Below are 19812 nucleotides of genomic sequence, written 5' to 3' on the forward strand. Positions count from 1 at the left end.
TTGAGCTAATTCCTCTGAAAAATAGATGCAACAAACTCAATATTTCCGCAGCCGCAGCATCCAAAATTTGGGCTAAAAAATTCTGCGCGAGGGCTTATAATCCCTCACAGCAGGGATTTAGTTTTCTTCAACTCGCTCGCGGCAAAAAGCCTTTTGGCAGTTGTGAGTTGGAGCTAATTAAAAATTAACAACTCGCAACTCACAACTCACCAATAGAGCGGCCAACTTCAAGACTAGAACAGATGCGGGCGATCGCAACAACCTCACTTAAAATCAGATAAAAAGCCGGAAATTTCTTCATCCTCATCGTCGGAATCCAAATCACCGAGACCTAGAGCATCTAAATCATCTTCATCCGGATCTCCGGTAGTTGCTTCCCCCAGATCGTCGAGTCCGAGATCGTCGAGGTCATCGTCATCAGATACAGAGAAATCGTCAATACCGTCATCGTCCAAGTCGCCCAGATCCATATCTAGGTCATCTGAGGTCGCTGTCCCAAAAGGATCGGGTATTTCTTCGGCGACAAACTCTGCATCTTCTTCCCCAAACGGATCGGATATTCCCGATTCGAGATCCCCAGAGGTCAAAGTCCCAAATTGTGAGGCTTCTTCGTCATCATCGCCGAGGTCAAGACCGCCCAAAGCCGAGGCTTCTTCGTCATCATCGCCGAGGTCGAGACCGCCCAAAGCCGAGGCTTCTTCGTCATCATCGCCGAGGTCGAGACCGCCCAAAGCTAAGGCTTCTTCTTCCTCGTCATCACCCAGATCAAAGTCCGATACGGCGTCTTCCTCATCGTCGCCCAGATCAAAGTCCGATACGGCGTCTTCCTCATCGTCGCCCAGATCGAAGTCCGATACGGCGTCTTCCTCATCGTCCTCGATACCTAGACCGTCCAAAGCCGAGGCTTCTTCCTCGTCATCGTCCATGTCGAAATCGGAGACCGCTTCTTCCTCGTCATCGTCCATGTCGAAATCGGAGACCGCTTCTTCCTCAAACTCATCGAAGGATTCATCCTCGGTGCTCAGTGCTGACGCTGCTGCTGCCATACCAGCGGCTCCGGCGACTACTCCGGCTGCTGCTAAGGCAGCACCGCCCAATTTATTAGATTTGGCTGCGGGTGCAGCAGTGGCAGTTGGAGCTGCTGCGGGTGCAGCAGTGGCAGTTGGAGCTGCTGCGGGTGCAGCAGTGGCAGTTGGAGCTGCTGCGGGTGCAGTAGTTGCAGTTTGAGTGGCTGCGGGTGTTGGAGATTTGCCGGCCGTCTGCGGCGCGATATTTGAGGGCATACCCAGCGCGATGTCCGGGTCAAAATTTAGCCCCAACACTTCGATCAGGCTGTCTGCATCCGGCTTAAGTTTTGAGAAGGGCAGCATTAATTGCTGGAGTTCCGGCTCCAGGGCAGCCGCAATTCCCAGGATGAGGTAAGAAACAGGCCTTTTCCCGCCGTCGGGTGTGGCGACCGTGTTCTCAGCCGTCATGTGCAGGAGCAGCCAAGCCCGATTTACCTGGTAGTAGTCCAACCACTTCTGTTTGAGAGCAACTGAAAAAGTATCAAAAAAAGCCATAACCTCTTTATCCTCATCCTGATCGCTAGACCTATTAAACCATCATCAGGTCTAGCTCATCTTCCTCCTTCTTGACCACCGGTTGCACTGGATTTAGATAAAAATCTGAAAGTAAGGCGAATAATTCGCGATCGGGCGTGTCGTTGGGCACTACTCCTTCGGGCATTGCCAAAATCTGGTCAGCGATGTTGAGGTAGTAATCGCAGACGTAGTTGAGGGAAGGATCGCTTTCGGCCATCTCAAACAATGTTTTGCCTTTGACGCGAGAAACTCGGATGTCTTCAATCAGGGGGAGCACTTCCAGCACCGGCATCGGTACAGAGTCAATGTACTTGTCGATCAAATCGCGCTTTGAGGTGCGGTTGCCAATTAAACCGGCGAGCCGCAACGGGTGAGTGCGAGCTTTTTCGCGGACTGAGGCGGCGATGCGGTTGGCTGCAAATAAAGCGTCGAAACCGTTGTCGGTAACAATCATGCAGTAATCGGCGTAATTCAAGGGGGCTGCAAAACCGCCGCAAACTACGTCGCCGAGCACGTCGAACAGGATGATGTCGTATTCGTCGAAGGCATTGAGTTCTTTGAGCAGTTTGACGGTTTCACCGACTACATAGCCGCCGCAGCCAGCTCCTGCGGGAGGGCCACCCGCTTCTACGCAGTCAACGCCGCCGTAGCCTTTGTAGATGACATCTTCGGGCCAAACGTCTTCGTAGTGATAGTCCTTTTGCTGAAGGGTGTCAATAATTGTGGGGATTAAGAAGCCAGTGAGGGTAAATGTGCTGTCGTGCTTTGGATCGCAACCGATTTGCAAAACTTTCTTGCCGCGCTTGGCTAGGGCAACGGAGATGTTGCAGCTTGTTGTCGATTTGCCAATTCCACCTTTTCCGTAAACTGCGAGTTTCACTCTTTGTTCTCCTATAGGTTTCTATCAAAACGATGAGGGCTGGGGTTTCATGTTGTTTTTCGATCGCCCAACTGCAATAGCCCAATTGCAATAGCCCAATTGCAATGCCCTTACTGTCAGTCGCTGTGAGATTTCAGATTTGAGATTTTAGATTTACTCAACAGATGAATCTGCAAGTTCTCTCTAATGGCTAAAATTTTTCGATCTCGACGACTTTTGTTTGGGGCTTGTATCCTTCTTTGGGCTAGGCCAATTTTGGAGTCCGCCCTTAGTCACCTCGTTGAAAGCATTATTAGCTAACTTGCGATGAAAAGAAAGGGGGCCTATAAATGAAAATGCTAGTAAATTTGTTTATTTTGCACCTCTCGGAATCTTAACTCGTTTTTTAAGCTAAAAATCTATTTTTAGAATTTTTTTAGATTTTTAATCAATTTTAGAATACTTTCTTAATATAAAGAGGTACAAAAATAAAACAAAAATTAACTTCTCAAACAATCAGGGCTTTTGGCTTTGGGGCTAGGATGCAGGCAGTTGATGGCTTGTGCGGGTAACTGGAACGGTCATAAAGGCGCTAGTGGATGAGGCCAACTCGAAGGGAGTTCGGATCAGTTGGGTCAGGGGAGGGCAAAGTTATGGGATTTTAGATTTTAGATTTTAGATTTTAGATTGGGAAAGATTGACTTTGCTTGGGCTTCTGGTGTTTTGTAAAAAATTGTAAATTTTTAGGAAGTGGGGGGGAGTTGCAGAGTGGGGGAGTGAGTCGGGAAGACGGAGAGTGGAGGAGGAGAGTGGATGGGGAGAGTGGGGAATTGGGAGAATATGATGTCTTCCCCTGACTACTGATACCAGTTGAAAAAAAGAATGCAACTGTAGACCCGTGATCCAAACCCCGGGCTTCATGAGTCATTTCCCATCCTTAAATTGTTCAATCTAAAATCTAAAATCTAAAATCTAAAATCCTCTGACTGCTGACTAATGACAACTGACGATCGGAATTTCGATCGCAAACTCAGTGCCCCGTCCAGCTTCCGAAACGCAGTTGAGCCGCCCCCCGTGCTGTTCGACGACTAAATGGTAAGAAATCGACAGTCCCAACCCAGTGCCCTTGCCGACTGGTTTGGTAGTAAAAAACGGGTCAAATAATTGGCGGCGAATCTCCTCCGGTATGCCCCGCCCGTTGTCGGAAATGCGGATCGCCACAAAATCGCCATCAACAACTTCAGTACGAATTGTAATTGTGGGAACAGTCAATGGAGAACTAGGATTTGACGGAGGTGAATTTTTCCCCTCTCTCGTCGCCCATTCCCCTTTCTGGATTTCTTCATCCAAAGCATCAATAGCATTGCCGATAATATTCATAAACACCTGATTGATCTGACCGCCACAGCACTGGATCAGGGGCAAATTACCGTATTTTTTAATAATGTCAATAGCTTGATGTGCGCCGTGAGCTTTGAGCCGATGCTGCAAAATCAACAAAGTGGTTTCGAGTCCCTCATGAATGTCAACGAGCTTGATGTTAGATTGATCCGATCGCGAAAAATTACGCATCGACACAACTATTTGGCGGATGCGCTCGGTTCCTACTTGCATAGAAGACAGGATCTTAGATAAGTCTTCGACCAAAAACTCGACTTCGATATCTGCTGCTGCTTTCCGAATTTCCGAGACTGGTTCGGGATAGTGCTGCTGGTAAAGTTCCAAAAGTTGGAGCAATTCTTTGATGTAGTGGCTGGCGTGGGAAAGGTTGCCGTAGATAAAATTAACAGGATTGTTAATTTCGTGAGCGATACCGGCAATCATTTGTCCCAAAGAAGACATTTTTTCGGTTTGCACTAATTGAGTTTGAGTTTGCTGCAACTTTCGCACCGTTTGCTCTAATTGCTGTGCTTGATTTTTCAAGCAAGCTTGCTTTCGCCGCAGCGCTTCTTCGACTCGCTGGCGCTTGATAATATCCCGTCTCAACAATTCATTTGATTCTAAAAGTTGAGCGGTGCGTTCTTCAACTTGTTTTTTTAAGTCGTCATGAGCTTGGCGCAGGGCTTCTTGGGCTCGCTGCCTCTCTAAAATTTCTTGCTGCAAAAGTTCGTTGGCTTTCTGCAATTGGGCGGCTCGATCGTCAACTGCTTGCTGCAAAAGCTCGATCGTCCCGTACATTTCTGATTGGTTAAAAACTTGCGGCAAACTTGTCACAGAGACAATGCCCAAAAGTTCTCCGTAACTGCCAACTACTACCAAACGGCGGACACAGTGCCCCTGCATGGACTGGTGGGCACTCCAGAGGGAATCGGCGGGAGATATGCAAAATAAAGGCGCACTCATGGCCTCTGTTGCCGATATTTGGGATAGGTTTAATTCGAGGGCGTGAAACTGCACAATATCGCGCTCGGTGACAATGCCGATCGGAATTTGGTAATTTTCTATTGGCGCGATCGCCAGCTCGGGATGCTGAATTTGCTCTTGGACAATGACGACGCAACTAACTCGATGCTTGACCATGAGTTCGGCTAAATCGAGGGCTGAGGCAGTTTTTGGGGCCGAAATGACTTCTTTGGTCATGACATCTGCTGCACAGCGCAAATTGGTTAGCAAGTTAACCGGTTGCAGGGCTTCGTGAATGGCTTCGCGGGTGATGATGCCCAGAAGTCGCGAGTCCTCGTCCACTACGGGCAAATGCCGAATCTGATGCTGGCGCAAGGTGAATATAGCTGTGAAAATATCTTGAGACTCGGATTGTTTGAGGGTAATGGGCGATCGAGTCATTACGTCAGCAATTGTCAGTCCTACCGCACAAGCTGCGACGGTAGTTAGCTTGACGATATCTCGTTCTGTAAAAATGCCGATCGGTCGATTATCTTCCACGACTATGACGCAACTGCGCTTGGCTGCGCTAGCAACAGCGTTTTGTTTTTCCCCACAAAGCTGACAGGAGACGCGCATCGGGTTCATGAGAGCCAACACTTGGGCGATCGGGGTTTCTGGAGCCACGGTGAGGGGGTGGCGGTCGATCGCCTGATCTAAAGGTGAGGAGTAGAGGGGTCGGCTGTTGGGCCGTCCAGCGGTTTCTGATGATTTAATTGCTGGCAACTGAGGGGCTGAATTGACGAAATGCTGTAATTTTTCTTCTTGTAGCATGATTATTAATTTTACTTAATGAATTGTTACAATTTTGGAGACTTGGGTTGGCAGACTTAGCATTAATTAACCGGGTGACAGATGCTCGATCGCCTAAAATCTGATTGATAGAGCGCCCTTATTTAATTTTTATGTTTTAAATCCTATGTCGTGGACTCCCTTAAGTCATCGAATTCATCACTTGCCGCTGATCCTGGCGGGCCCGATTTTGCGCCGGACTGAAACTCAGGCAGTGACAGTTTGGCTAGCTCTGAAAGCCCCCCGCCAAGTCGAACTTAAGGTTTATTCGACAGAGGGCGGAATCGGCGAAATTGTCGATCGGCCCTTACTCCAAGGTGCGAACTCTACCGTGCAGCTCGGCAAATACCTGCACGTAGTGGCGGTGACTGCTAAACCAATTAACAACAAGGTCTTGACATACGGGCAAATTTATGCTTATGACATAGAGTTTGCTGGGAGTCGCGCGTCACCGTCGGGGGTAGAAGTCCCAGAAAATGAGAAAGAAAATCTCATTTCTTGCCTGTGGCCTGCCTCCCCTAATTTGTCGGCTTTGGGGCCGGAGACGATTAGTTATTTCGCTCACCAGTTGCCGACGTTTGCCCTGCCGCCGAAGGATTTAAACTATTTGCGTATCGTTCACGGTTCTTGTCGCAAGCCCCACGGAGACGGCAGAGATGCGCTGCCAATCTTGGATAATTCGATCGAACAGTTTGCAGGTACGGCAAATAGCAGGCCCCACCAACTGTTTTTAACCGGCGACCAAATTTACGGCGACGACGTTGCCGATGCGATGCTGTGGGCTTTGACTGATGCTGGCGATACACTGTTGGGCTGGGAAGAGAGTCTACCCCTGATGGATGATGCCCAAATTAAAAAGAATTTGTGTATCAGTATACCTAAAAATTCGGAAAACGAAAATGTAGTTGCCCAAGAAAGGGAAATTTTTAGAGAGTCGCCAATTCAGAAACCGTCTGATGCTGAATATCAGTCCAAAAAACCAATTGAGTTAAAACCGGGGACTCGCAGCGATATTGCCAGAGATTTTGGCGGCTTTACGGGGATGTTGGTGAATAAACCGGACAAGGCTAAAAGTCACTTGTTTAGCTTGGGCGAATATTATGCGATGTATTTGTTAGTTTGGTCGCCTGTACTTTGGTGCGAGCGTTTTCCGAAGGGTAAGGATATTTGTCCAAATTCTAAGCAGGCAAAAGTTTGGGATAGAGAAGTTGTTGAACTTGACGGTTTTGCTCGCAATTTGTGGAGGGTGAGGAGGGCGCTAGCAAATATTCCTAGTTATATGATTTGCGATGACCATGATGTTAGCGACGATTTGTATTTGAATCGAGAGTGGTGTTACCGGGTGCTGGGAAAGCCGCTGGGCCGGCGGGTGGTGCAGAATGCTTTGCTGGCTTACGCTGTGTTTCAGGCTTGGGGAAATACGCCCGCACAGTTCGATCGCGAAAAACCGGGAGATAAATTATTAAAGGCTGCTGAAAAATGGTCGGATTCGGGGGGAACTGATGTTTCTGCTTGGGAGGATGCGGCTTCGTATTTGGGAATTCCAGGGCTCGATCCGAAAACTCATTTGCCTAAGTTGAAATTAGATGAAGATGTTTTTATTTTGGATCGGGATGGCGAGGGTGTAAGTGAGGTTTTGAATTGGCATTTTACTGTGAGAAGTTTTAAGCACGAGGTGATTGTGCTGGATACGCGGAGTTGGCGGGGGTATCCGGTGAAAAGCGCGATCGATCCGCCCATGCTTTTGACTCACAAAGGTTTTGAGGAGCAAATTCAGCAGCCTTTGCATGAAACTAATTTGCTGAATAAAACTGGGGAGTTTGAGATTGAGGCGACGCTGGTGGTTGTGCCGACAAATTTGGTGGGTTTGTGGATTATTGATGCGGTTCAAAAGCGGGATGTGGAACAGGGGAAGGTTTTTAATAGTGATGCGGGGGATGCTTGGAATTTTCATGAGTTGGCTTTTGTGAAGCTGTTGTCGGAGTTTTTTCAGCAGCGCGATCGGGTAATTGTGTTGAGCGGGGATATTCATTATGCTGCTGCTGTGCGACTGAGTTATTGGTCGGATTGTCATTTTGGCGATTCTAGGCCGAATATTGAGCCTTTGAATATGACCAATTATCAATCAAATTGTCAATATTCTGTGTTGGCGCAGTTGACTGCTAGTGCTTTTATCAATGAGGAGTGGAAAACGCATTTAATTCATACTAAGATTAAGTCGCTGTTTCCTGAGCGATCGCACGAATGTTTGGGATGGAATGAGCCGCTGGAATTAATGAAAATTCCCAGGAGTAGCAGAAAGAAAGCTATGGCTGCTGCTGTCAGGAATAGACAATCTCTGCCTGATTGGGGCTATAGGATTGACTGGATGAAACGGCAAAGAGCTCGGATGTTTTTGCTGCTAGAAAAGGGAACTCCGTCAAATAGATCGCATAAAAATAAAGAATTGTCTGTGCGGCGTAGGTTGTGGAATTTTATATCGCTGTTGTGGCGCAATCGCTGGCTGCAAGAGGGTGATGAGATTGTGGGATATAGCAATATTGCGATCGTCAGTTTTCAGTGGCCTGCGGATAGTGATGGGGAGAAGGCGGTGATCCAAAATATTTATTGGCGGCCGCTTTGGGCATCGGATAGTGTGGTTTACAGTCAATATTTTGTGCCGCTGGGATTGGAGGAGGATGATTAGATTACTGATTTCTTGAAGAAGTCGGGGATTTCGATATGGGTACAATATTGTGATGAGTTTGTGGCAGTGTCCGCCGGGGGTTTCAACCCCTGGCGGACTCGCGGGCCAACCAACTGGCCTTCCCTGCGCGGACAAACTAACGGACTAATAAATCGAATTCGATCGCACATTTCTCTCAAATTCGATCGCCCGATCAACAAAAAACCCAATCGTACATTTCTCTCAAATCCGATCGCCCGATCAACCCATCCACCCAAAAACCCGATCGCGGGGCCCCAGAAACCGGGTTTTTTCCGAAATACCTTGTTACAACCCACAGATTCGGGCAAAAACCCGGTTTCTTGGATTATCGCCCGCCGCTAACTCCCTCCAATCGCAGGAAATGCACCCGGCCCGAACCATCCCCCGCCACAACTGTCACTCCATCAGGTAACATTGCACAGCAACCAAATCCATAATCTCCGATGAAACTAGCAATTTCTTTGCCACTTAGCAAATCCCAGATTTTCAGGGTGTTATCTGATGAAGCGGAAATCGCTGTGAAACCATCGGGTGCGATCGCTACTTTCCATATTCTGTCAGTATGACTGATGAGAGTTAAAAGTTCCGTGCCACCGTATGTATCCCAGATTTTCAAGGTATTATCTGACGAAGCAGAAATCGCGGTTTTGCCATCGGGTGCGATTGCTACTGCATTTACCCTGTCAGTATGACCGATGAGAGTTTTCAGTATTCGACCGCTGTATGTATCCCAGATTTTCAGGGTATTGTCTGATGAAGTGGAAATCGCGGTTTTGCCATCGGGTGCGATCACCACTGCATTTACCCTGTCAGTATGACCGATGAGAGTTTTCAATATCCGACCACTGTATGTGTCCCAGATTTTCAGGGTGCGATCCCATGAAGCGGAAATTACTGTTTTGCCGTCAGGTGAGATCGCCACTGAATTTATCCTGTCAGTATGACCGATGAGAGTTTTCAGTTCGATCCCGCTGTCTGTGTCCCAGATTTTCAGGGTGCGATCCCATGAAGCGGAAATTACTGTTTTGCCGTCAGGTGCGATCGCCACTGCTGTAAACCTGTGAGTGCTTTCGGTGAAAGTTTTCAGTTCGCGCCTGCTATATGTATCCCACATTTTCATGGTTTTATCCCATGAAGCGGAAATCGCTGTGAGGCCATCAGGCGCGATTGCTACTGCCGTTACATAGTCAGTATGACCGATGAGAGTTTTCAGCTTCCGGCTGTCTGTGTCCCAGATTTTCAGGGTTTTATCCTTTGAAGCAGAAATCGCTGTGAGGCCGTCGGACGCGATCGCCACTGCCATTACCCAGTTAGTATGACCCGTGAGAGTTCTAAGTTCGGTGCCTGTCTCGGTGTCCCAGATTTTCAGGGTGTTATCCCATGAAGCGGAAATCGCGGTTTTGCCGTCTGGTGCGATCGCCACTGCACTTACCAACTCAGTATGACCCGTGAGAGTTCTAAGTTCAGTGCCTGTCTCGGTGTCCCAGATTTTCAGGGTGTTATCCCATGAAGCGGAAATCGCGGTTTTGCCGTCTGGTGCGATCGCCACTGCACTTACCAACTCAGTATGACCCGTGAGAGTTCTAAGTTCGGTGCCTGTCTCGGTGTCCCAGATTTTCAAGGTGTTATCCCATGAAGCGGAAATCGCGGTTTTGCCGTCTGGTGCGATCGCCACTGCACTTACCAACTCAGTATGACCCGTGAGAGTTCTAAGTTCGGTGCCTGTCTCGGTGTCCCAGATTTTCATGGTGTTATCTGACGAAGCGGAAATCGCGGTTTTGCCGTCTGGTGCGATCGCCACTGCTAGTACCGAGTTAGTATGACCCGTGAGAGTTCTAAGTTCGGTGCCTGTCTCGGTGTCCCAGATTTTAAGTTTATCCCCTGAAGCGGAAATCGCTGTTTTACCGTCTGGTGCGATCGCTACTCCCCATACCTCGCCAGTATGACCGATGAGAGTTCTGAGTTCGGTGCCACTCTTGATGTCCCAGATTTTGAGGGTTTCATCGCCTGAAGCCGAAATCACTCGCTTGCCATCTGGTGCGATCGCGACTGCTTTTATCCCGTCAGTATGACCGGCAAGCGTCTGAAGCGCACCCTCATTTGCCCTTTCCAGATTAGCCCTCAAAGGTCGCAGCCAAGGAGCATTTTTCGACTGCTTTGCTTGTTCTAGCATGGTTTGAATGTCATCAGGAGACGAGATTTTTTCCGTCACTTTTTTGACAGGTTTACGGGGGGTAAACCTAGAAATCAATGGCCAATACTCCCAAAAATACTTAGATTCATCTACAATCTTTGTTATTTCAAAATCCAGCAACCTCCCCAACAAATGACCTGTCAATTGCGTTTTATCCCTCTCCAAAACGTGCGCCGACTTCCGAATTGCCCCTTGAATCAAATTCAAAATCTCAGTTTGCCCCTCCGACAGCAAAACATCAGAAACTCTTGCCAAATCGTAATCCTCAATTAACGCTTGTACCCCCAACAATTCCAACTTCGCCTCAATAAAACCAAAATCCGTCACCCAACGATAATAACGATCGAACTCTCCCGAAGTTTCCACAAAATCCCTGGGTTGATACTTCAAAAAATATTCTCGATCCGATCGACTTTGCTGCGACAACCACACACCCAAATCGCTCATATCGGCGCTCCTTTTAACCTGTTATCCATACCTTGGCGGTTGAGCTTTTCAACGTCAACCCCCGCAGATTGCACCGTTTCATTTTTTGCCAAAAAGTCGCGAAAACTGTTGTGATAGATGCTGTAGCGAATTTCGCCATCAACTTGCTGCTGCCGCAAAAACGACTCCCATTTCTTCAACACCTGCTGCACTTTAAAATCCGTTTCCCCTACCGATTTCGCAATCCAGCCGCGAGAAACAGCTTCCCGCGCTTTCGAGAGCACATAGATAATCTTAACCCTCATCTCCAGCAGCGGATCGTCTTCCCGCCCCATCATTTGCATCCAATGCTTGTCATAATATCCTTCCAACTCCCTCGGCAAATCTTGCAAATTCACATCGCTGTACTTGCCGCTATCGATATCATTCAGCACATAGCGCAGGTACATAAAGTTATTCTGGCTTTTTTCAGCTACCGCCGCCACAAACTGTTCTCGCTGCAAATTTTGACGGTTAATCCAACTCTGAATTGACGCGCTGTTGCTGGTGCGTTTGTCAATATAAAGCTTGACATCCGCCAAACTTTCTGCACTGTACTGCATCAAATCAAAAACCTGATGATTTGGCAAAGGCAGAGATTCCGGTCGCTTCGAGACAATAAAATAAACATTATCCGGCAAAGCATCTGGCAAATACAGGACATTGCTGCCGCGCCCCTGCAAACTCGAATCCACTTCATCCAGGGCATCCACCACCACAATCAACTTTTTGCCGCCCAATTTAGTGCTGACTTCCCCCAACAACCGACTGAGAAAGTTGCCATCTCTGGTCGCATTTTCCGGCAGTTGCGGATAATTTAGTTGATAGCCTCGAATTAACTGAGTGCAGGCATTTTCCAGAAATTGTTCGGTGCGGACAATGCCTTGAGATTGCGAGTTAAAATGGGCAACGCAGCGCCGCTTCAGCAGCAGCACTAACTTGGCCATAATTGAACTTTTCCCGACTCCCGGATCTGCTTCTAAAACAAAATAGCCTTTGCGATTGTTCTGCAAAAATTCGGCAATTGCTGCCAACACAAATTGGCGGCCGGTAAAGTCTTGAGTCCGGTCTGCAATAATCGTTTCGCACTCGTAGGGAGGCGGCAATCTGGGCGCGGAAGTATCGATAAATCGTTCCAGTGATGTTTTAAGTTGCGCCAAATCGTCGCGGATGCCAATTTCTAGGGCTTCCAATTTCCCCATCACTTGACAAATCTGCTGCCCAGTCGCCACCGCCTCCAATTTGTCCAGAATTTCCCCATTTTTCAGCCCCAATTTTTTGAGTTCCACCAAAGCAATTTGGTGCAGGTTCAACAGCATCGCGGCAAACTTTTCTCCTCCATTCGCCGCATCCAGTTTCAGCACTTCGCGGTATGCTTTCGGGAATGTTGCGTACAGTTTGTCCGCGACAAATTCCACAATTTCCGCATCGAAGGATTTCCCCTCGCGCCGGGCGAATTCGTTGACGAAACTTGCCCAATCTGCCGTTGTCAATCCGGTAACTCGATCAAACTCCTCGGCATCCGCAGAAAAAATCTTGGTTAGCTGGTCTTCGGAAATATTTAAACACCTTGACAAGTCGGCTGTATTCGTGTTAATATCCAGCCAGTATTCAGGAGTTTTCTGCGCTAATTGACTGAGTGCTGTTTTAGGAGAAGGCAAATTTTTGGTTTCGGCGACCGCAATTAAGCGATCGGACTTCGCAACCTCTCTCAAAATATAGCCGATCGCCTCACCCGCCGCCTTAATCAAATCGTGATTATCGAGAATCCTCGGATTTTTGCTCAACCCTTCCGTCATCCGATTTGCCAGTTCATCAGCGGCCATAGTCTCAGCGATACTACCAGCAATCGCTGCTAAAATAGAAACTCCCCCAAGTGCGATCGGGCCGCCGATAATACCCGCTGCTGCTTGAGTTGCCGGATTGGCGATCGCGCTTGAAATAAGTTGACCAACAGCCATCACCGCACTGTATCCAATTACCCTAATTTTAGTATTAGCTAAATCAATTAACGGCATAAAATAAACATTCCTCTTTTAAATAGTTGGTAGTAATTATATCTTGCACGCTTGCGTTTAGTCCGTCGGGGGTTGAAACCCCCGCCTCATAGCGAAAGTCGGTTTGAACCGACTGAAAAGTTAGTTGATATCAAAAGGTTTTTAGTCCTCATTGCGAGGACTTGCGCTATGAGACAGAGGCTTTAAACCGTGGCGGTTATTGCAAATGCAATAACTCAAATATTGCAACTACAAAACAGCAGCAACACTTGCCATCAGTAAGCTTTGAAACAATTTCACCCCATCAGTTTCGCCCAGCATCGGATCGGATGCGCGTTCTGGATGCGGCATCATTCCTAACACATTGCCTTGGTGATTGCAAATACCGGCAATATTATTTAACGAACCGTTGGGATTCCCAGCATCGCTAATTTTGCCCGCCGGAGTGCAGTAGCGAAACAACACTTGATTGTGATCTTCTAGTTCTGCTAATGTATCCGCATCAGCATAATAGTTACCTTCACCGTGGGCGATCGGCAAATCGATGATTTCACCCGAAGTATAAGCGGCAGTCCAACGAGTATTACCGCGTTCGACTTTCAAAGAAGCGCGATCGCAAATAAAATTCAATCCCGCATTCCGCACCAGAGCACCGGGCAATAAACCAGCTTCAGTCAACACCTGAAAACCGTTGCAGATGCCTAATACAAGCTTTCCTTTTTTCGCGTGTTCCGCAGTAGCCCGCATCGCCGGAGAAAAACGGGCGATCGCGCCGCACCGCAAATAATCTCCGTAACTGAAACCACCGGGAATTACAATGATATCAATATCCGAAATATCGGTATCTTCGTGCCAAATCATGCGAGTTGGTTGGTGGAGTAACCCTTGAGTCACCCACACCACATCGCGATCGCAATTTGAGCCCGGAAAAACAATAACTCCAAATTTCATAAGCTGAAGGAAGAAGGAAGAAGGAAGAAGGAAAAGGGAAGAAGGAAGAGGTGTCAACATAAGACTAAAATTTTATGTTTTTCTCTCTTGTATCGAAGTCTAGATCCCCCTAAATCCCCCTTAAGAAGGGGGACTTTGAGTGTTCCGAGTTGTTGTGCTTTTAACGAAGACTTTGAATGCTCTTGTCCCCGCGTTTTTAACAAACACTTTGAATGCTCTTGTCCCCCCCTTAATAAGGGGGGTTAGGGGGGATCTCCGGGTTTAAAAACACCCTAGGGGCGATCGCATTTATGCCGCCGCTGTCTCGACAGCAACAGGAATTTCCGTCAAATCAAAGCGATAATTTTCAATCACTGGATTGGCCAAAAGTTGGTCGCAAACGCGATCGAGTTGTTCGCGCGCCTCCGACTCACCAGCAGCAGTCAGCGTCAATTCAACATACTTCCCGATGCGAACGCCCTCAACATTGTCGTATCCCATGTGTTGCAAACCAGACTGTACGGCTGTGCCGGCGGGATCTAAAACAGAAGGGCGGAGGGTAACATAGATTTGGGCAAGATATTTCTGAGTCACGGGAATGTTGCGGTAGGTGATGTGAAAGTTAGCCCCATTGTATTCTACAACCGAGCTGCGCGCCGATCGCCATTTGGTTCGCCCAAGTAAGATAGCCTAGAAATAGGGACAGATGTGATTCCAGCAGATTCGAGAAAAAAATTATGAGAACCAACCACACCCGCAGTCAGGAGCGTATTTTACACTTGCTCAAGCACTTGAATCGATCGCTCTCAGCGCAAGATATCTACTTAGAACTGCGTAACAGCGACCACAGCATGGGCTTAGCAACCGTTTACCGCTCCCTCGACGGTTTAAAGCGAGAGGGGTTCGTTCACGTCAGAACCCTCGCTAGTGGCGAGTCTCTCTACGGTGCCGCCCACCAAGACCAACACCACCTAACTTGTCTGGAATGTGGCACCTCCATTACGATCGACGAATGCCCCGTTCACCACTTAGAAAGCCAACTACAACAATCTCATTCTTTCAAGATTTATTATCACACTTTGGAGTTTTTCGGATTGTGCGATCGATGTACTTTGGCTCAAGAATCTTAGAGAAGTTATTAGTCATGACTGATATCAATTCCGGTTCCACGAGCGAAATGATTGTTGACTGTTGACTGTTGACTGTTGACTGTTGACTGTTGACCGGAAGCATCCAGGATACAAGCCCCCGGATTCATTCCTTCGCAGACTCAGGACGGAGAAATAAAAAACCTGTATCCGATAAAGGAGCCCCCGAATTTATCCGTGGGGTCAATGCTTCAATTCTTTAATCTAAAATCTACAATCTACAATCGATTGACTCGGTGTCGAACCACGCAGGCGGGTTTTGTTTCTGTAGCGACAGATTTCAACCTGTTGTTTTATTAACTCGCTCAAGGATGCAAAAACTCTAAATGATCTCCGGGAATCGATCGCAATTTTGCAGCAGACCCTTGCAATTTCAACCGACCGCGTTCTAACATGATAATCCAATCGGCGCGATCGATCACTCGCGGTCTGTGACTGATAAAAATCGTCGTTTTCCCGTGCCGATACATCAACAATTGTTCTAAAACTTCCGCTTCGCTTGCGGGGTCAAGCCCTGCGGTAGATTCGTCTAAAATCAATACAGGGGGGTTGTTGAGAAGGGCGCGGGCGATCGCCAATCTTTGTCTTTGTCCGCCAGAAATATTCGCTCCAAACTCCCCTAAAACAGTTTGATATTTATCAGGCAATTGGCTGATAAATTCATCTGCACCCGCAATTTTGCAAACTTTAACAATCTGTTCAAAGCTAATATCTGGACTACCCAAACGAAAATTTTCGAGAATCGATCGGCTCCAAAAATGCGCTTCTTGAGGAACCAAAACCACCTGCTGTCTGAGGCTGTCGAGAGACAAATCCTGCAAGTTGTAACCACCAATTCTAATATTACCAGATTGCAGGGGATACAGACCAGAAATTACTTTAGCTAGCGTACTTTTTCCGCATCCCGAATAGCCAATTAAAGCAATTGCTTGACCGCCGGGAAACGTGACAGAAAAGTTCTCCAGCAAATCGAGTCTGCCTGGATAATGAAAATTCACTGCCTTACAAATAATATTGTCCTGACTCTGAATTGTTACGAAAGGTTTCTTCGTATCGTCTTTAGTTTCCGGTTCAGCGTCGATAACTTCTGATAGCCGTTGAGTTGCTGTCTGGACGCGAGTCATTTCGTCAGAAAATCCTACTAAGGAATTCACCCAAGTAGTAACGTTTTGATTCATACTAATAAACGCTAGCAACTGACCGATACTCAATACCTTGTCAATTACCAAACCGCTACCCAGCCACAGCAGAGTAATGCTGCCAGCCGAGGCAACAAAACCAGAAAATATATTGTTGACAATGCCAATTTGTGTAGTGCGGAAAGTGAGCTTTGCTAACCGGCCGAAGCGGGTTTGAAATTCTTCCCAAAGTTGCTGACCGCTGCTAGTAGTTTTAACAGTCAGCGCCCCTTTAAAAGTTTCTACTAAAACGCCTTGAGTTTCTGCTTCCAACACCAATAAACTGCGCGTTTTTTGCTGCAATGCGGGCAGAAAGACCACGGTAGAGGCAGTCATTAACAGAGCAATCACTGTAGCTGCTAACGTCAGTTCTTTGCTGTAAAATAACATAAAAATAAAAGAAACTACAGCTATAAAAAATTGACTGGGCAAGCTGATAGCGACTTGAGAAACTAATTTATTTATTTCTTGGATATCTTGTAATCTACTGACAATTTCGCCACTGCGTCTGGTTTCGTAAAAACTCAACGGCAATCGCAGGAATTTGCGCGCAAATTCCATCACCAATCCCAATTCTAAACGCTGGGAAAACTGAGCAATTAAGTTCGACTGTACTAATCCTAAACTGCTGCTAAAAAGGTTCATAACTATAACTGCGATCGCCACGTTTGCCAGGAGTTGTCTGTCGCCCCGCACCAGAATGTCGTCGGTGAGCAGTTGAACGAGAAAAGGCGAAGCAATTGACAGCAAACCCAACACTGCATTCAGCAAAAATGCTTCCATTAAAATCGGGCGATAAATCCCAATCCGGCGCATCCATTTTTGTAACGAATTGGCGGGCGGTTGACCCTCTGTGGCCGCAAAAAACCGCTCAGCATCGGGTTCTACTAGCAAGCACAGCCAATCTGTCCAAGCTGCTGCTAATTCTGCTTTAGAAACATAGCGCATACCGACAGCCGGATCGCCGATCGCATATTTGTTGCCCTGTTTGCCGTACAAAACAGCCCAGTGATAGCCGTTCCAGTGAATAATCATCGGTAGAGGGGCATCATCGAGCTTGTCTAAAATTGCAGCGGCTGCTCGCACCGATCGAGCATTAAAGCCGATCGCCTCAGCTCCTTGTTTCAAGCCAAGTAAGCTCGTCCCTTGTTGCCCAGTACCGACAAATTCTCGCAAGCGGCTAATTGTAAAATTCTGTCCATAAAATTTAGCGATCGAAGCCAGACAAGCTGCACCGCAATCTTCTTCGCTCTGCTGGAGAACAACCTGATATTTCATCAACCTGTTTACTTGTCCGAAGAAAGGCATTTCTGGGATAAAAGGAATGTTCTTTAACATTTGGCAAAATGAATAATGAGTAGAGCCTAATGAACATTACTCCTCACCGAGTAGCCAATCAGAACAAAGCACCCATAAGTTTATGGGTGCTTTATTAATTCATATCAATAGAGCGATCTCAATTGACAGCACTAAACTTTACCAGTAGCACTAAACTTTACCAGTAGCGAGTTACTGCTCTGAAAGTACCATCACAATTGCGGCGGTAGACAATGTGACGCGTGGGACGGTAACAGTTGTATCTCGAAGAATCGGAGCGTTCGGAATAATAGTAAGCGCCGTTGACGCTAGCTGATTCTTCAGAAGTGAGTTCAGAAAACAGTGAATTGTCCTTTGTTTCTTTCATGATTGGACTCCGTTTAACTTAATAAAATTGAAGGGAAACTAGAAATCTTATCTAATTTCTAGAGCTTCGTGTAAATACTGACTAATACTTCTGGTAGTGCGGTGGGATCTCCGGAATATTACGGAGAAATTTTCAAAATTTACTTGATCGCACAACCTGACTCAGCTATCTAAACCACTAGGGTTGGGTAAGGGCGATCGCGGCTCGGATCGTACAGATAAAGCTGGCTAGGTTGCGGCCGGAAAAACAGCATATTGACGCCATAGCTGCTGCTGTTATCGGTCTCGCTGTTGCTGTTAGCGCCGCTGATACCCATGCTAATGCTGCCACCGCTGACAGTAGCAGATTCTTGATCGGTTACTTCGGTGAAGAGTGAATTTTGTTGATTTTCTGACATAAAGAACTCCTATTAATACCTATGTACTTACTTACTACCTACGCATACATGAAAAACCCGGTAACAGCGCAAAAACTCATTGCTGAAAGGCCATATTTTGATAAGTGTTGCCCGTTGGCCTCACCAGTCTTGATGTTTGGCGAAGTTTGTGGGTGGTAACGGCAAAGCTGTGCGGATTTTTACCTTGACCCTGTGAATTTTGATTTAGACTTCTAAACCTATTCTTGGTTTCCGGAAAGCGGATCGTAAAGGTGACAAAAGAAATAAGCGATCGATCTCTCCCTCTCCCCCAACTCAAAACTCCAAACTCCAAAGCCTTCCCCTCTCCCCCTTGCCGCTATGTATCGCACTCCCGAACCCACCCCCGCTGAAACCTTTGATAACGACCAGTTTTTGCCCCCTGTCAGCCGCTGGACAACTTTGGGGGGAATTTTGATGGTGGCCACCTTTGGCGGGGCGATCGCCTTCGCTAGCGTCACCAAATACAGCGCTACAGTCAAAGCAGACGCGATCGTCCGTCCGGCGGGAGAAGTGCGCGTCGTGCAAGCAGCCACCGAAGGAACCGTCGAAAGCATTGCTGTCAGCGAGAATCAGACAGTAAAAGAAGGAGATGCGATCGCAGTTGTAGACGCTTCGCGTTTGGGCGCTCAAAAAAAGCAGTTACAAGAAATAATTAATCAGTCTCAAACAGCAGCACAGCAAATCAACCAGCAACTGCGCGACTTAGAAAATCAAATTTTGGCCAGCGCCCAATTTAAAAGCATCCAAAGTGAAAGTTCCGCCCAACAAGAATTAATCGAATCCGCTTTAGTAAAATTCGCCACATCGCTGCCGGATGTCGCCGAAAGACTCGGCCGAAGTCGGCGGGTTTTGCTCGTCAAGCAATCGTCCATTCAACAACAATTGATTCAAGCTAAAAAAGAACTAAATCAAATTGACTTAAAACTCGAAAATAGCGTTATCCGCGCGCCTGCTGATGGTACAATTCTCAGGTTGGAAGTACAAAATACTGGTCAAACCGTACAAGCCGGCAGCGCGATCGCCCAAATCGTCCCCAGCGACGTACCCCTGGTAGTCAAAGCCAAGGTAACATCCCAAGACATCGCCCGCATCCAAATCGGCCAACCCGTACAGATCAGAATTTCGGCTTTGCCTTTCCCCGATTACGGCACATTAAAAGGAACTGTCAGCGAAATCGCCCCAGATGCGATCGCCACTCAAAATCCCACTAATAATTTAGGTACAGCTTATTACGAAGTGGCAATTAAGCCTGAACAAACTTATTTAACAAAACTCAAATCCGCCAACGGCCAATTCTTCGGAAACTCCCAGGCTAATGTCCCCCGCCAGTATTCGATTCAATCGGGAATGGAAGGCAGAGCCGATATTATTACCGGCGAAGAAACAGTTCTGACCTTTGTTCTACGCAAAGCAAGGTTGCTGACAGATTGGTAATTAGTCAGTTGTCAGTTGTCAGTTGTCAGTTGTCAGCAGTC

At 47.3% G+C, this 19812-nt stretch carries 14 protein-coding genes; 4 read left to right on the forward strand and 10 right to left on the reverse strand.

Features of this window, described 5'->3' with window-relative positions:
• Positions 1 to 263 precede the first annotated feature (263 nt).
• The 3 genes from QT994_RS16675 to QT994_RS16685 all read right to left on the reverse strand — a co-directional run bounded on the left by QT994_RS16675 (position 264) and on the right by QT994_RS16685 (position 5598).
• A complete protein-coding gene (locus tag QT994_RS16675) occupies positions 264 to 1562 on the reverse strand; it encodes a DUF5331 domain-containing protein (RefSeq protein ID WP_333176269.1) in 1299 nt (432 codons plus the stop codon).
• A 34-nt stretch (positions 1563 to 1596) separates the two neighbouring features.
• Positions 1597 to 2463 carry a ferredoxin:protochlorophyllide reductase (ATP-dependent) iron-sulfur ATP-binding protein gene (gene bchL, locus QT994_RS16680; protein ID WP_006634709.1) on the reverse strand — a complete coding sequence of 289 codons (867 nt, stop codon included), beginning with the start codon at positions 2461 to 2463 and terminating at the stop codon, positions 1597 to 1599.
• Between the two features lie 972 nt (positions 2464 to 3435).
• Positions 3436 to 5598 (reverse strand): CBS domain-containing protein, encoded by a 2163-nt coding sequence (locus QT994_RS16685; protein ID WP_333176271.1) that lies wholly within the window; start codon positions 5596 to 5598, stop codon positions 3436 to 3438.
• Between the two features lie 145 nt (positions 5599 to 5743).
• Here QT994_RS16685 and QT994_RS16690 point away from each other — a divergent pair, with 145 nt between their 5' ends.
• Positions 5744 to 8302 carry a PhoD-like phosphatase gene (locus QT994_RS16690; RefSeq protein WP_333176273.1) on the forward strand — a complete coding sequence of 853 codons (2559 nt, stop codon included), beginning with the start codon at positions 5744 to 5746 and terminating at the stop codon, positions 8300 to 8302.
• 60 nt (positions 8303 to 8362) lie between these two features.
• A complete protein-coding gene (locus QT994_RS16695) occupies positions 8363 to 8665 on the forward strand; it encodes a hypothetical protein (protein ID WP_333176275.1) in 303 nt (100 codons plus the stop codon).
• On the opposite strand, the gene QT994_RS16700 is transcribed toward QT994_RS16695, so the two are convergent.
• From QT994_RS16700 to purS, 4 genes are all read right to left on the reverse strand, one after another.
• Entirely contained in the window at positions 8649 to 10964 is a 2316-nt protein-coding gene (locus QT994_RS16700; RefSeq protein ID WP_333176277.1) for a hypothetical protein, read from the reverse strand. The two genes, QT994_RS16695 and QT994_RS16700, sit on opposite strands and share 17 nt — an antisense overlap.
• On the reverse strand, positions 10961 to 13000 hold the full coding sequence (locus tag QT994_RS16705) for an ATP-binding protein (protein ID WP_333176280.1): 2040 nt from the start codon (positions 12998 to 13000) through the stop codon (positions 10961 to 10963). Before QT994_RS16705 ends, QT994_RS16700 begins: the two co-directional genes overlap by 4 nt.
• 228 nt (positions 13001 to 13228) lie before the next feature.
• Positions 13229 to 13930 carry a phosphoribosylformylglycinamidine synthase subunit PurQ gene (purQ, locus tag QT994_RS16710; protein ID WP_333176282.1) on the reverse strand — a complete coding sequence of 234 codons (702 nt, stop codon included), beginning with the start codon at positions 13928 to 13930 and terminating at the stop codon, positions 13229 to 13231.
• A gap of 288 nt (positions 13931 to 14218) precedes the next feature.
• Entirely contained in the window at positions 14219 to 14503 is a 285-nt protein-coding gene (purS, locus tag QT994_RS16715; RefSeq protein WP_333162017.1) for a phosphoribosylformylglycinamidine synthase subunit PurS, read from the reverse strand.
• 143 nt (positions 14504 to 14646) lie between these two features.
• On the opposite strand from purS, the gene QT994_RS16720 reads away from it, so the two are divergent.
• A complete protein-coding gene (locus tag QT994_RS16720) occupies positions 14647 to 15039 on the forward strand; it encodes a Fur family transcriptional regulator (RefSeq protein ID WP_333048558.1) in 393 nt (130 codons plus the stop codon).
• A 323-nt stretch (positions 15040 to 15362) separates the two neighbouring features.
• On the opposite strand, the gene QT994_RS16725 is transcribed toward QT994_RS16720, so the two are convergent.
• The 3 genes from QT994_RS16725 to QT994_RS16735 all read right to left on the reverse strand — a co-directional run bounded on the left by QT994_RS16725 (position 15363) and on the right by QT994_RS16735 (position 18316).
• Positions 15363 to 17573, reverse strand: coding sequence for a peptidase domain-containing ABC transporter (locus QT994_RS16725; RefSeq protein WP_333176284.1), 2211 nt, complete (start codon positions 17571 to 17573; stop codon positions 15363 to 15365).
• A 157-nt stretch (positions 17574 to 17730) separates the two neighbouring features.
• Positions 17731 to 17919 carry a hypothetical protein gene (locus tag QT994_RS16730; RefSeq protein ID WP_333176286.1) on the reverse strand — a complete coding sequence of 63 codons (189 nt, stop codon included), beginning with the start codon at positions 17917 to 17919 and terminating at the stop codon, positions 17731 to 17733.
• 169 nt (positions 17920 to 18088) lie between these two features.
• Positions 18089 to 18316 carry a secretion protein HlyD gene (locus QT994_RS16735; protein WP_333048561.1) on the reverse strand — a complete coding sequence of 76 codons (228 nt, stop codon included), beginning with the start codon at positions 18314 to 18316 and terminating at the stop codon, positions 18089 to 18091.
• A gap of 339 nt (positions 18317 to 18655) precedes the next feature.
• Between QT994_RS16735 and QT994_RS16740 the strand changes: the two genes are divergently transcribed.
• On the forward strand, positions 18656 to 19771 hold the full coding sequence (locus QT994_RS16740) for an HlyD family efflux transporter periplasmic adaptor subunit (protein WP_333176288.1): 1116 nt from the start codon (positions 18656 to 18658) through the stop codon (positions 19769 to 19771).
• Positions 19772 to 19812 lie beyond the last annotated feature (41 nt).

Origin of the sequence: Microcoleus sp. S13_B4 (assembly GCF_036700885.1) — a bacterium.
In the GTDB taxonomy this organism is placed as follows: Bacteria; Cyanobacteriota; Cyanobacteriia; order Cyanobacteriales; family Microcoleaceae; genus Microcoleus.

Coding starts and splice junctions, on each gene's coding strand:
- QT994_RS16725 (WP_333176284.1), bottom strand. CDS start 17,573: ATGTTAAAGAACATTCCTTTTATCCCAGAAATGCCTTTCTTCGGACAA.
- QT994_RS16735 (WP_333048561.1), bottom strand. CDS start 18,316: ATGTCAGAAAATCAACAAAATTCACTCTTCACCGAAGTAACCGATCAA.
- QT994_RS16705 (WP_333176280.1), bottom strand. CDS start 13,000: ATGCCGTTAATTGATTTAGCTAATACTAAAATTAGGGTAATTGGATAC.
- QT994_RS16740 (WP_333176288.1), top strand. CDS start 18,656: ATGTATCGCACTCCCGAACCCACCCCCGCTGAAACCTTTGATAACGAC.
- QT994_RS16675 (WP_333176269.1), bottom strand. CDS start 1,562: ATGGCTTTTTTTGATACTTTTTCAGTTGCTCTCAAACAGAAGTGGTTG.
- QT994_RS16730 (WP_333176286.1), bottom strand. CDS start 17,919: ATGAAAGAAACAAAGGACAATTCACTGTTTTCTGAACTCACTTCTGAA.
- QT994_RS16700 (WP_333176277.1), bottom strand. CDS start 10,964: ATGAGCGATTTGGGTGTGTGGTTGTCGCAGCAAAGTCGATCGGATCGA.
- QT994_RS16685 (WP_333176271.1), bottom strand. CDS start 5,598: ATGCTACAAGAAGAAAAATTACAGCATTTCGTCAATTCAGCCCCTCAG.
- QT994_RS16720 (WP_333048558.1), top strand. CDS start 14,647: ATGAGAACCAACCACACCCGCAGTCAGGAGCGTATTTTACACTTGCTC.
- QT994_RS16690 (WP_333176273.1), top strand. CDS start 5,744: ATGTCGTGGACTCCCTTAAGTCATCGAATTCATCACTTGCCGCTGATC.
- purQ (WP_333176282.1), bottom strand. CDS start 13,930: ATGAAATTTGGAGTTATTGTTTTTCCGGGCTCAAATTGCGATCGCGAT.